The organism is Streptomyces corchorusii (genome assembly GCF_001514055.1).
In the GTDB taxonomy this organism is placed as follows: Bacteria; Actinomycetota; Actinomycetes; order Streptomycetales; family Streptomycetaceae; genus Streptomyces; species Streptomyces olivaceoviridis.
Genome location: NZ_KQ948381.1, coordinates 13,285 through 25,811, shown reverse-complemented (window position 1 = coordinate 25,811; position 12,527 = coordinate 13,285). Strand labels below are relative to the sequence as shown.

Here is a 12,527-nt window from a genome sequence, read left to right as displayed (position 1 = left end):
ACCGGCGGCTGCCGGTACCAAGGCACCGGCCGGCGGCCGGTGCCGGACCAGGTCGCGCATCGGGGTGTGCGTCATGCGGCTGGACGCCGACCACGTACGTGTGTTGCCGCTCGGCCAGGCCGGCGCGGAAGTCGGCGACGGCCACCGCGAGATCGTCGGCCTGGACGTCGCGACCGCCGAAGACGGCGTCGGCCGGCTCGTGGTCGATGCCATCGGCACCGTGCTGCCCGGCGTGTCCTGGCAGCGATGCCGCACGCACCACGCCCGCAATGGAACAAATTGGCCGCTGCCGCGAGGAGCACCCCACCCTGAGCTTTGCGGATCACAGCGTGCCCACCGGGCAGCGGACGAGGTGTGCCACGGGGAGCGGGTGTGGTCGAACCACCGAACGGTCACGCGACGTCGTGATCCGTTTCAGGAAGGACCAATATGCGGCCAGCGCACCTCAGTCAAATCCTTGAGGAGTACATCCGCTTCCGCGAGGGCCTCGGCGTCATGTGTGGTCGTCAGGCCGACACAGAAAATTCCCGCACGTTTAGCCGCGAGGATGCCGGCTGGCGCGTCCTCGAATACTATTGCCTGACTCGGCTTGACGTTCAATGCCGAACAGGCGGCACTGTAGCCTTCCGGGTCCGGTTTCCCTCGGGAGACGTCGTCAGCCGTAATCAGCACATCCAGTAGGTGCAGCGCCCCGAGGGTCGCAAGCGCACTCTCGGCGTAGTCGCGTGGGCCTGAAGTAACCACTCCGAGAGGCACCCCCATTTGCTGCAACTGGTACAGCAGTTCCATTGCGCCGTCAACCGTGACGGCGGCTGGCATATCAGGGAGCGCGGCGTATGCCGCCACCTCGGCACACAATTCGTCTACGCTATGTCCGGCAAAGGATGCGACGTGGTCCGCCATGGCCTCCTTCGCTGGGCGGCCGGTGAAGCTGCGCAGTACAGAGTCGTCGTACGGAACGCCATGCCGGCGAAAGAGGCGCGCCCAAGCTTCTCGATTCTTGTGTTCCGAGTTGATTAATGTGCCGTCCAGGTCGAAAAGTGCAACCTTGTACATCAATCGAACCTCACCATTACTCTCGCATGGAAACGCTGAATCCTGCCGAAATCGGGTTTCTTTGACAGCGTTCATTGATCGTTTGGTGCGCAAATTGAGGGTAGTTCACATACTCCTCTCACGCAACGACGCCCTAAAAGATGTCCCGTAACGCAGGTCGGATCCGACAGGGGACCGCTTGCGACAGTCAGCCGAAGAGGAGATCAACGCCTTTGCCCAGGCAGTACTTCATGACGGTGACCAGTTGGCGGGCGTCGTCGACACGTCGCTGGAGAACGAGGTCGCTGTCCTCGGGGCGGAGCTGATCGATGATCGCCTCCAGTCTGGGCAGCATGGCTGCGCATTGAGCGGCTGTCAGGGACCCGTCATCGTCTGGGTGGTCGAGCAGTGGTGTCAGTGTGGTTGAGACACTGCTCCACTCGCGGTCTCCACCGAACCCGCGCATCTCAGCAAGGGTGAAGCCCTCTATGTCGGCCAGCCACTGCCTGAACATGTGGAAGCCGGTGTAGGACCAGGAGACGTCAGGGCTGGTCACGTCGCTGTCTCCGGGGAAAAGCATGAGCCCCACCGTGTCCCCCTTCGCTTGCCTGGTGCCCAGGATCAGTCGCAGGGCGAGTTGTGGGCAACTGAAATGATCTGCCGCATGGCTGGTGTGATCACGGCGTCGGAGCCCTCCTGGATAGCCCCGTTCACCGGGTTGAGCCCGCGCCAGTTCAACAAGCTGATCACCGCAATGCGGCGCGAGGGCGCTGACCCGGTCCGCAAAGGCCGGCCGTGGTCGCTGCCGTTGGAGGACCGGGTCCTGCTGGTCGCCGCGTACTGGCGCACGAACCTCACCCTGCGGCAACTGGCGCCGCTGTTCGGGGTGTCGAAGTCGGCCGCGGACCGGATCATCGACCACCTCGGTCCCCTGCTCGCCTTCCATCCCCGGCAGCGGTTCCGCAAGGGCACGGTGCTGATCGTGGACGGAACCCTGGTGCCCACCCGCGACCACACCATCGCCGAGCAGTCCAAGAACTATCGATACTCCACCAACCACCAGGTCGTCATCGACGCCGACACCAGACCCGTCGTCGCTGTCGGCCGACCGGTCACCGGCAACCGCAACGACTGCAAGGCATGGGGACTCTCCGGGGCCAAGGACGCCGTCGGCCGCACCACGGTGATCGCGGACGGTGGCTATCGCGGCACCGGCTTGGTCATCCCGCACCGCCGTGACCCCGGACAGACTGAACTCCCGGACTGGAAGGAAGAGCACAACGCCTCTCACCGCAAGATCCGCGCCCGCGTCGAGCACGCCTTCGCCCGCATGAAGACCTGGAAGATCCTCCACGACTGCCGCCTCAAAGGCGACGGCGTCCACCACGCCATGCTCGGCATCGCCCGCCTGCACAACCTCATCCTCGCCGGATGACCGGGAAAGAACGCTGATCAACTGGCATGTCATAGATCACTACGGGACAACGCCTCCTCTGGTAGGGGATCAATTCCCACCCTCCATCCGGCCGGACGGAGGGTGAAGAAGAATTGAGCGTTCGTGGTCCGGGTCGACGCCGTTCGTGCCGTGACACCCAGGCCGTCGGAGTCATGGGCGTCGCGTCAGGAGGGCTCGGGGTGGACAACGATCTTGCCGGGTCCAAGGGCGTCCGGGGTCCGCAGCAGTCCGAGCAAGCCTGGCAGGTCCACTTCAGCAGCCACCAGGGCTTCAGCGCGCAGAGGTGACGCCGCGTCAGTGAGGTCACCGATCGCGGCAGCGAAATCCTCCGCGGTCGTGCCGTAGCTGCCGGCCACATGGAGTGAGTGGCCCTGCCAGGTGCAGGCGGCGACGGTCTCGGTGCGCCGCACTTGATCGAGGTCACATTCCAGCCCGGGGTGCCGGTCACCTGGTGCGGTGCCACCGTAGAGCAGCACCAGACCACCTGGCGCGACCAGGCGTAGCGCCTCGTCCAGCACGGTGGGCGTCACGAAGCTGGTGGCGACCACCACCACGTCGGCCCTGTCTCCGGCCAGTTCACCGAAGAGCAGTGTGGGTACATCGAGCAGGTCCGCCTTGCGGGCCGCGTCCATCCGAGCGCGGCTCCGATTGCAGACCGACACCTGGGCGCCCGCACGCTCGGCGAGCGCCGCGATGAAGAGCCCGGCGGTCCCGGCACCGAGCACCACGACTTGTGCACCCCGCAGGCCGCCGACCTGCCTCTTGATGGCGCTCAGACAGTGCTGGGCGCAGGCGATCGGCTCGGCGAAGACCAGGCGACGGGCGGCCGGGCCGTGCGGTACCGGTTGCAGGGCGTGCCGCAGCAGGTCGTCCGGGCCCGCCGCCCACATGTGATCGGCGAACCCGGTGCCCCGCTCCACCTTCACGTTCGGGTCCAGGACGACGCGAGTGCCTTCGGCGAACGCAGAGGTGGTGGACTCGCGGACGACACCGACGAGTTCGTGCCCGAACTGGCTGGGGCCGTGACGGGTGCCGGCTACCTCCTTGAGATCGGAGCGGCACAGCGCGGCCAGTTCGATGCCGACGAGTACGGCGGGATCTTCACGCGGGCGCGGCGGCGGCGAGCGGTGCAGACGGGGCCCGCCCTCCTCCAGAGTCACTCTCACGCGATGCCCTCCAGCGCCTCGCCGAAGCGGTCGGCGACCATGTGGGCGTCTGCGGGCGTCAGGATGAGAGGGGGGCGCAGCTCGATCGTACTGCCCTCTCCGTGCTCGGAGACGCGCGTGAGGATGCCATGGTCCTGGAGCGACCGCTGGTAGGCGTGGGCGCGGGCGACGGCCTTGGAACCGTCGGGCTCCACCAGTTCCACCCCGAGCATCAGCCCGACCCCTCGGACGTCGCCGATCACGGGGTTGTCCTTCTGGAGGTCTCGCAGTCGGTCGAGGAGCACATCGCCGCTGGCTCGTACGTTCTCCAGGAAGCCAGGTCGCTGGACGATCTCCAGCGTGGCCAGGGCGGCCGCGGCCGACAGGGTGTGGCTGCCATAGGTGAAACTGTGCAGGCTACGGTCCCAGTCGGCCATACGTTCTTCGGTGAGGATGGCGGCCATCGGAAGGCCACTGCCGGTGAGTCCCTTGGCGAGGGTCATCATGTGTGGCTGCACACCGAAGTGGTCGGCAGCGAACATCTGTCCAGTGCGGCCCAGCCCGGTCTGGATCTCGTCGAAGATGAGGACGATCTCACGCTCGTCGCAGAACCGGCGCAGCTCCTGAAGGTAACCGTCGGGTGGGACGATGTTACCGCCGGCACCGCTGATCGGCTCGATCACTACGCAGGCCACGCTGCCGGAGCTGGCATAGGTGATGAAGTCCTCGATGCGGTCGACACAGAGCATCCCGCAGGTCTCGGGAGTCTGGCGGTAGAAGCAGCGGAAGCAGTAAGGGCCTGGCACGTGAAGGCCGCCGGGATAGCGGTGCGGGAAGGGTGCGCGCATCTTCGTGGTGCCGTTGAGGCTGGCCGTGGCGAGGCTCTGACCGAGGTGGGCACGGAACGGCACGATGACATCGCGGCGACCGGTATGGAGCTGGGCCATCTTGATGGCGCCTTCGTTGGCGGTGGAGCCACCGGAGCTGCGCAGGTTGACCCGCGTGAGGTTGGGCGGGCTGATGGCGGCCAGTTCTTGGATGACCCGGTTGGTGGGTTCGGTCTGGAAGGACGAGCTGGCGAAGACGAGCCGCTCGGTCTGTTCCCGGACGGCGGCCATCACCTCTGGGTGGTTGTGTCCGAGCAGTAGGTTGAAGGTGCCCGAGACGCAGTCGAGAAACTCTCGCCCCTCGGCATCCCAGGCACGGATGCCTTCGCCGCGCACCAGCGTGATATCGCCGAGCTGGTACTGAGCCGCGTCCTGCGGCGCAGGGAGGCGTTTCGTCGTTGCCATAGAGCGCTCCTTGGTCATGGCGGTCAGAGGTCTGCTCGTGTCGAGACTGCCGGTGCGGTGTCGAAGCGCTCAGCGGTTGCCGTGCGGGCGGCGTGGTCCGCAGCGAGTCCGTCCAGTTGTGCCTGCACCCAGGCTTCGAGCGTCCAGGGGCGGGCAGCGTCGCGACGGCGGGCAGCGGCTTCTGCCCGCTGCCGCGGCCCGGCCGCGAGCGCGGCGGAGATGGCCTTGGCCTGCTCCACGAGGTCGAAGGGGTTGACGCTGCGGCAGTACTCGCCCAGGACCTCGGCGGCACCGCAGGTCTCCGAAAGGATGACGTCGGCGTCGCGTTCGTTGACCAGGGGCGCTTCGAACGTGCTCAGGTTTTGACCGTCGACAGTTGAGTTGAAGATGAGCAGATCGGCCCGGCGGAAGCACGCGATGGTGTGGTTCACGTCGTTGTCGTTGTCTATGCGCACGGTGTCGGAGCCCAGCTCGGCGTTGGCTTCGGCTACGGCGGTCTCCACCCGGTGTACGTAGTCGGCGTTGGCCGGCACGTACAGTCGGTTGGGATTCATCCGCACCAGCATGCGGGTCTTCTCCAGCCCGCCGCCCCGGGCGGCCAGGACGAAGGCGCGCACCGCACGTTCGGCGTTCTTGATCGGGTCGGTGCGCCCGCTGTGCACCACCAGCCGATGGCCGTCCGCCCACTCCTCGATCCCTTCGGGCAGTTGCGGGTTGCGGCCGTCGAGGGTGAGCGGGCTGTAGCCGAGCGGCATGGTGCGCAGCCGGGTGCGGTGGCCGCGCCACTCGACGGTCATCGCCTCGCGGTCGATCCGGGCGTCGGGCAGGAGATCGGCCACGCTTTCGAGGAAGTTGCGGCACCAGCGGTCGGCGAAGAAGCCGATCGTGGTGGCGGGGAGCATGCCGTGGAGGATGCCGGTGCGGATCTCCTTGGGCAGGATCCTCCAGTAGTCGGCCGACGGCCACGGGATGTGGACGAAGAGCAGGATCGGCGCGTCCGGCCGCTGTTCGCGCAGCAGCGCGGGGACCCCGACCAGCTGGTAGTCGTGGACGAGGTAGACAGGGTCTGCCGACTGGGCCGAGCTCTTGAGGATCGCGTCGGCGAAGTCGCGCGTGAAGCGGCCGAAGTCCGCCCAGCCTTCGCGGGCGTCGGAGCCGAACGACGGCTGGGTCCAGCGGTCCCAGCCGTAGTTGTTCGCCGCCCACATCAGGTTGGCGGTCATGAAGTTCTGCACGTTGCGGAAGACAGCGGGGTCGTGCCTGATGAGCCGGACCAGTATCTCCCGGCCGGAGTGCAGTTCCATGGTCACGCCGTCAGGGTTCAGCGCCGAAGCGCGACGGTCGTCCTCGGAGTCGGCACTGGCGATCCACGAGATGTTGAGGACGCCGGCCTGTTCGGCGACGACGTTGCCGGTACCGCCAGGAGCCAGCCAGGCGCGCGGTTCGCCGGTGGCGGGGTCGGTGTCGTAGGTGATCGCCGCGCGCTTGCTGGCGAGGAAGATCTCAGATCCGGTCACGGGTGCCCCAATCTTGGGTTGAGGGCCGGAAGCGGGCCGGCCGGTGTGGGCGGACGGTGCGTGGTCGGTTCAGAAGGGTGCGAGTGGCGTCAGGAGATGAGGGCATGGGTGGTTTCTAGGACGTCGGCCGGGCGGTGGTGCTGCAGTTCGGGCAACTGCGCGGCCACCTCGCTGTGTAGACAGGCGTTGCGCGGCCGGCAGGCGTAGGCGGTGCCGATACGCGGCGTCGGCACGATGAGCATGGGGTCCACGCCGAGCTGCTCGGCGATGTGTCTGGCCCAGTCGACTCGGCCGATGCGGCGCGGCCCGCCGAGGTGCAGCGTTCCGGTGCGGCCGGAACTCATCAGTGTCGTCGCCCACGCGGCCACGTCCTCGACGTGAACGGGGGTGTTCCAGTGGTCGTCGGGGATCCGTAGCTGCTCCTTGCGCATCAGCGAACGAACCACACTGGTCAGGAAGTTGGGCCGCGGACCCCGATCCTCCCAGCCGTAGACCAGGCTCACACGCAGGACAAGAGCGGAGGAGGTGTCGAGCAGCTCCCGCTCGGCCGCGAGCTTCGCCCGGCCGTAGGCGTTGACCGGGAAGGTCTGTGCTGACTCCCCGTAGCTCTCGTCCTCGCCGGAGAAAACGTTGTCGGTCGACACCAGCAGGACGGGGCGGCCGTCCAGTGCGGCTGCGATGTTGCGGGCACCACCGTGGTGGGTGGCGTATGCCTCCTCGGGATGCGACTCGCACCACGTGATGTCGGAGGGGCCGTGCACGGCCACGACGACATCGGGCTCGACGGCATCCATCAAGGCAGCCACCTGCGGGCCCGAGGTGACATCGACCTGCTTCCAGCGCACACCTCGGCTCTCGGGGAGGACTGGGGCACGCCGGGAGCTGAGCACTGTCTCGGCGCCGAGCCGGGTGAGGCGGGCGGCGATGTGCCCGGCAAGGTAGCCGGAACCGAGGATCAGGATGCGGCCAGGCACGGCAGGCGCCGCCGTGCCTGGCCGGAGTACGAGTGGCGACGAGCGAAGGTCAGACATGTGTTTCCTCCGGCTGATGTGGCGGGCTGACATGGCGGAAACGTGTGCCGATCGGGTGAACGGGCGTCCAGTGCAGTCGCACACGTGGGTTCCCCGGCCGGTGCCGCCGTTGAGCGCGCCTGATGGTTCGTGATGCCATGCCACAGTCACGGGTGCGGTACTGGTGACGGCGAAGGTTCGGCCCCGGCTGGATTCGGTCCGATGCTCGGGCGGGTCCCGTGCGGCTTGGCGATGCCGGCGAACCTTTCGGCGAACGCCGGGTTGCTTCGAGAATGAGACCATATTGCCCTCGCGCCCAATTAGGGCGATCGGCCGATGGTCTTGTCCGTCTCCGCCGCTTCTTCAACAGTTCCGTCGGGCCGGACGGGTTATGGCGTGAATCCGCTACTCGTGGACACGATCGCAACAGCACGGTACGGCGACGCAGGAGACCCGTATTCTGTCGATGCCGCTCCACTCAACGCCAGTGAAGCCGGCGGCTTATCGCGGCAGGGGCTCACGCACGGCCCGACGGGCCGAAATCCTGGGTACGCCTGGGTGATTTTCTCTCAAGTCGGCGCCCGAGCAGCGATAGTGCATGCTACTGCCGCTCTCGCGCCACCCTTGACGGCTGTTGAATGCATCGATGCGGGTCTGGCAGTGCTGAGGAATGTCGCAGAAGTCAGCATTTCCGCTCCGAGTGGTCGGCACTGCGGAGTTTGTTCCTGTGCCCAGTCAAATTCAAACCGCCACACGTACACAACCAGCCGGGCAGCCGTTGCGCGCTTCAGGCACTGCAAGAGCATTTTCATCCCCGCGTTACCGTGGGTGACTCATGAGCTTACATCTTGCCCATTACAAGCAGCTGGTAACTCGTTGTCAAGTACACGGTTTTTTTGGCTCGATCAGCCCTGTGGTGCTCCATGTACGCGCACAACCTCAATTGACATGCCCTCTATGATCCGTTTTGCACCGCGCATCGACGGCCAGAAACGGCCTTGGCGACAGCCGCGATCGAGCATTCGCGCACGAGACGGACATACGGGACTGCGTGTCCCTTGACAAGGTCATGTGCACGGACTTACATCTACGATCTATAGATCACTCACCAGTGAGTGATCCGAAGCCGCCGAGGGATTGCCGTACCGGCAGTTCACCGCTTGACCGCTTGACGCAGGCGCGGCGCGCGAAGAGCCAGATCAGGCAGTGGCGTCGCGTCTGTGGCTGAACGCCTCCATCACCGCAATCGAACCCCCGTCTTCCACCCGACGCCGCTGTGCCCTCTCCTGTCACCTGCTGTGGGACGCACAACGCCGCCGGCTCGCCACCGGTCGAGCCGCCGTCGCGCCGTCACCTCGTCACCTCGTCACCACGACCATCGCACGCGCCCAGTGCACATGCGAGTGACGCAACGCGCGCGCCACGGCAGTAACCGGTGGCCTGCTCCAGCGGCTGCCTCCCCCGTCCCCACCAGTGCTCCTCTTCACCACGTGAGGTCGATGACCATGACCAAGCAGAGTTCCTTATCCCCCGGTAGCCGCCTGCACGACTACACCACGCAGGACGGCGCGGCCTGGCGGGTGAGCGCGCTCAAGGAGGTGAGCTACGACGTCATGGTGCAGCCGCGGCTGCTCGATCCGGCGAATCCGGCGCTCGCCGACGCCCTCTCGTCCGGGACGACGCCTGCGCGCCGGCTCATCGTGATAGACGCTACGGTGCGCTCCCTCTACGGCGAGCAGCTTGCCGCCTACCTGGCGGGCCACGACGTGGAGTTCCACCTGTGCGTCATCGACGCACACGAGTCGGCAAAGGTCATGGAGACCGTCTTCGAAGTCGTGGACGCGATGGACGCCTTCGGTGTGCCACGGCGCCACGCACCGGTGCTCGCCATGGGTGGCGGGGTGCTCACGGACATCGTCGGTCTTGCGGCGAGCCTGTACCGCAGGGCCACGCCGTACGTCCGCATACCCACGACCCTGATCGGGATGATCGACGCGGGCATCGGCGCCAAGACAGGTGTCAACTTCCGTGAGCACAAGAATCGGTTGGGCACGTATCACCCCTCCTCGCTGACCCTCATCGATCCCGGCTTCCTCGCCACACTCGATGCCCGACACCTGCGCAACGGTCTGGCGGAAATCCTGAAGGTGGCCCTGGTCAAGGATGCCGAACTGTTCGATCTGCTGGAGGGGCACGGCGCGAGCCTGGTCGAGCAGCGGATGCAACCGGGCGAGGGCGGGACGGGCGGTGCGGCGCTCACAGTGCTGCGCCGGGCGGTCCAGGGCATGCTGGAGGAGCTCCAGCCCAATCTCTGGGAGCACCAGCTGCGGCGCCTGGTGGACTTCGGCCACTCCTTCTCACCCAGCGTGGAGATGGCGGCGCTGCCCGAGTTGCTGCACGGTGAGGCCGTCTGCATCGACATGGCGCTCAGCTCGGTGCTCGCCCATCACCGTGGGCTACTGACCGAGGCCGACCTCGGCCGTGTCCTCGATGTCATGCGTCTGCTCCACCTGCCTGTGCTCCACCCGGTGTGCACGCCGGACCTCATGCGCGCGGCGCTCGCTGACACGGTCAAACACCGGGACGGCTGGCAACACATGCCCCTTCCACGCGGGATCGGCGACGCCGTGTTCGTGAACGACGTCACTCAACGGGAGATCGAGGCCGCGCTTCTCACACTCGCCGAGCGGGACCGGGTGCCGCGGTGGCGGGCGCTGCACGGTGCCGTGGACATGGGGGTGTGAGCGCATGGACGGAGTGCGTGCCGTACTGCTGGCGGGGGGCGAAGGCCGGCGCATGGGGCCGCTGGGACGCGGCAGGCTCAAGCCGCTGGTGCCGTTCGGCGGCACCTCCCGGCTCATCGATTTCAGCATCGCCAACGTTCACCGGTCGGGCCTGCGGGACGTCCTGCTGCTGTCGCAGTACGAGGAGCGCCGCCTCATGGACGATCTGCACCTGGTCTGGAACGGGCGCCACCGCGGCTTCCGGATAGATTTCGGCCCCTATGACGCGGTGTACCGGCGCTCACCGGGCAAGCTGCCCGAGCAACTGCCGGAGCGTACCTGGCCGTTGGAACGCGGCACAGCCGACGCGCTGCTCACCAAGGCCGAGTACGTCTTCAGGCAGGGTGACGCAGAGGCCTCGGAGATCCTCGTGCTCCACGCGGACCACGTCTACCGTTTCGACTACGGCGACATGATCCGCGAGCACCGCGCGTCCAAGGCCGCGCTGACAGTGTCGTACCAGCGCATCGAGCGGCGGTACGTGCACCTTTTCGGCATGGTCGAGTTCGACGGGGACGGCCTGCTCACAGCGTTCGAGGAGAAGCCTGACGACCCCACGAGCGACCTGGTGTTCGCCGCCTTCTGCCTCTTCGACGCGGCGACCCTGCGGCGTTACCTGGAGCAACTGCGCGGCACGGATTGGCAGCACGACATCAGCAGGGACGTCATCCCGGCGATGCTGGCGGGCGGCGAACTCATCCGCGGGTATGAGGTCAAGAGCTACTGGGAGGACATCGGCACCGTGGACCGCTACCACCGCGCCCATCGCGGACTGCTGCGGGCTGATCCGACGCTCGCGTTGAGCGACATGCCGCTGACCGTCGCCCCCGAGGTGCCACGGCACCTCGTCCCGGGAGGGCCCGGCCGGCGTGCCAGCGTCGTGGCGGCCGACGTGACGAACGAGGGCGAGATCGTGAACAGTGTGGTGTACCCGGGCGCACGCATCGGTGTTGACGCACACGTGGTCGACTGCGTCGTGCTGCCAGGCGCCCGGGTACCGGACGGAACACACCTGGCGTCGGCCATCGTGCTGGAGGACGGCTCCGTCCAGCAGTGCGAGGCGGAGCGGGAAGAGGTGGCGCTGTGACAGCACTTACCCCCGCGCCGTGTGACCTCGTAGTGGCCGACCTCGGTGGCACGACCCTGCGCGTGGGCCGCATCACGGCGGGCACGTCCGAAGTGCACGACGTGAAGCGAGTGCCCACCAACGGGCTCGGTCGGTACGGCGCACTCGCCCCGCAGGAGCTCCAGGACCGCGTCATGGAACAGCTGACGCGGGAGATCGCGGCCCACCTGAACCGTCCGGGTCAAGCACCCGCTCAGGCTGTCGCCGTGTCCTTCGCCGGGCCGATGACAGCCGACGGAGTCGTCCTCGCCGGCCCGACACTGTGGGGAGGACCCGCGGCACCACTGCCCGTCGCCGACGTGTTGACCCAACGGCTGGGTCTGCCCGTGTTCGCGGCCAACGACGTGACCGCGGCGGCCTGGCGATACGCCGCTGCCGAGCCCGAGCCGTTCTGCCTGACCACCGTGAGCTCGGGCATCGGAAACAAGGTCTTCCGCCATGGCGAGATCGTCATCGACCAGCTCGGGTACGGAGGCGAGATCGGCCACTGGCTCGTCGATCACGCTGAGGACGCCGCGCCGTGCGAGTGCGGAGGGCGCGGCCACCTCGGGGCGATCGCGTCGGGACGCGGCGCCCTGTTCGCGGTGCGCGCGGCGGCGGCAGCCGACGCCAGTGCCTTCGCGCGCTCCGCGCTGGCCGGGCCGTCGGGCGGCGTGCCCGAGGCCATCACCAACGAGGCGTTCGCGGCCGCGGCCCGAGCAGGCGACACGTTCGCGCGGGAGTCGCTGCGCCGCTCGCTGCGGCCCCTCGCGTCCGCGGTGAGCTTGCTGTTCACCGCGATCGGAGTGCGCCGTTACCTGTTCGTAGGGGGCTTCGCCCTCGCCTTGGGCGACACCTTCCTGACGTTGCTCGGTGACGAGTTGGTGCGGGTCGGCTGCTTCGGCTTGGACGAGTACGCGACGCGCGCCATGCTCGCGCTCGGTGAGGATGACGACGACCACTGCCTCATCGGCATCGGTCAGTTGGCGGCGGCCCGCCTCGGCGCTCCCCGGGCCGTCGAGGTGACGGCATGACGCTGCTCCTGGGCAGCGACTCCGTCGGCGGTGCGCCGGCCACGGCACTGGCGTGGGCGAGGGAAGCAGTCGCGGGCACCTTCGGGACCCGCCCGAGGGCTGGCACACTCGCCGCCGGCGTCCGGTGGGGACGGCTCGACATGACGCGGC

10 protein-coding genes and 1 pseudogene are annotated in these 12,527 nt (G+C 67.4%); 5 read left to right on the top strand and 6 right to left on the bottom strand.

What is annotated here, in order from left to right; translation table 11 throughout:
- Nucleotides 1-136: 136 nt before the first annotated feature.
- Nucleotides 137-286 (top strand): annotated as a pseudogene (locus AQJ11_RS48915) (IS256 family transposase); the annotation flags it as partial.
- A 128-nt stretch (nucleotides 287-414) separates the two neighbouring features.
- Here the strand turns inward: AQJ11_RS48915 and AQJ11_RS43280 are convergent.
- Together AQJ11_RS43280 and AQJ11_RS43275 are read right to left on the bottom strand one after the other, a co-directional pair.
- Entirely contained in the window at nucleotides 415-1,131 is a 717-nt protein-coding gene (locus AQJ11_RS43280; RefSeq protein ID WP_244218654.1) for an HAD family hydrolase, read from the bottom strand.
- Between the two features lie 112 nt (nucleotides 1,132-1,243).
- A complete protein-coding gene (locus AQJ11_RS43275) occupies nucleotides 1,244-1,615 on the bottom strand; it encodes a hypothetical protein (protein WP_341846324.1) in 372 nt (123 codons plus the stop codon).
- A gap of 84 nt (nucleotides 1,616-1,699) precedes the next feature.
- Between AQJ11_RS43275 and AQJ11_RS43270 the strand changes: the two genes are divergently transcribed.
- A complete protein-coding gene (locus AQJ11_RS43270) occupies nucleotides 1,700-2,470 on the top strand; it encodes an IS5/IS1182 family transposase (protein ID WP_059267171.1) in 771 nt (256 codons plus the stop codon).
- A 185-nt stretch (nucleotides 2,471-2,655) separates the two neighbouring features.
- Here AQJ11_RS43270 and AQJ11_RS43265 read toward each other — a convergent pair whose 3' ends face one another.
- The 4 genes from AQJ11_RS43265 to AQJ11_RS43250 all read right to left on the bottom strand — a co-directional run bounded on the left by AQJ11_RS43265 (nucleotide 2,656) and on the right by AQJ11_RS43250 (nucleotide 7,419).
- Nucleotides 2,656-3,657 carry an MDR/zinc-dependent alcohol dehydrogenase-like family protein gene (locus AQJ11_RS43265; RefSeq protein ID WP_244218653.1) on the bottom strand — a complete coding sequence of 334 codons (1,002 nt, stop codon included), beginning with the start codon at nucleotides 3,655-3,657 and terminating at the stop codon, nucleotides 2,656-2,658.
- Complete coding sequence (locus tag AQJ11_RS43260) at nucleotides 3,654-4,928, bottom strand: aspartate aminotransferase family protein (RefSeq protein ID WP_059267140.1); 1,275 nt, start codon at nucleotides 4,926-4,928, stop codon at nucleotides 3,654-3,656. Before AQJ11_RS43260 ends, AQJ11_RS43265 begins: the two co-directional genes overlap by 4 nt.
- A gap of 23 nt (nucleotides 4,929-4,951) precedes the next feature.
- On the bottom strand, nucleotides 4,952-6,445 hold the full coding sequence (locus tag AQJ11_RS43255; RefSeq protein ID WP_059267139.1) for a trehalose-6-phosphate synthase: 1,494 nt from the start codon (nucleotides 6,443-6,445) through the stop codon (nucleotides 4,952-4,954).
- Between the two features lie 89 nt (nucleotides 6,446-6,534).
- Nucleotides 6,535-7,419, bottom strand: coding sequence for an SDR family oxidoreductase (locus AQJ11_RS43250; RefSeq protein ID WP_244218652.1), 885 nt, complete (start codon nucleotides 7,417-7,419; stop codon nucleotides 6,535-6,537).
- A gap of 1,541 nt (nucleotides 7,420-8,960) precedes the next feature.
- Between AQJ11_RS43250 and AQJ11_RS43245 the strand changes: the two genes are divergently transcribed.
- Genes AQJ11_RS43245 through AQJ11_RS43235 form a run of 3 tightly spaced genes read left to right on the top strand, consistent with a single transcriptional unit; the run spans nucleotide 8,961 to nucleotide 12,377 of the window.
- A complete protein-coding gene (locus AQJ11_RS43245) occupies nucleotides 8,961-10,199 on the top strand; it encodes a sedoheptulose 7-phosphate cyclase (protein WP_244218651.1) in 1,239 nt (412 codons plus the stop codon).
- Between the two features lie 4 nt (nucleotides 10,200-10,203).
- On the top strand, nucleotides 10,204-11,325 hold the full coding sequence (locus AQJ11_RS43240) for a sugar phosphate nucleotidyltransferase (protein ID WP_059267136.1): 1,122 nt from the start codon (nucleotides 10,204-10,206) through the stop codon (nucleotides 11,323-11,325).
- Nucleotides 11,322-12,377 (top strand): ROK family protein, encoded by a 1,056-nt coding sequence (locus AQJ11_RS43235; protein WP_059267135.1) that lies wholly within the window; start codon nucleotides 11,322-11,324, stop codon nucleotides 12,375-12,377. Before AQJ11_RS43240 ends, AQJ11_RS43235 begins: the two co-directional genes overlap by 4 nt.
- Nucleotides 12,378-12,527: the final 150 nt, after the last annotated feature.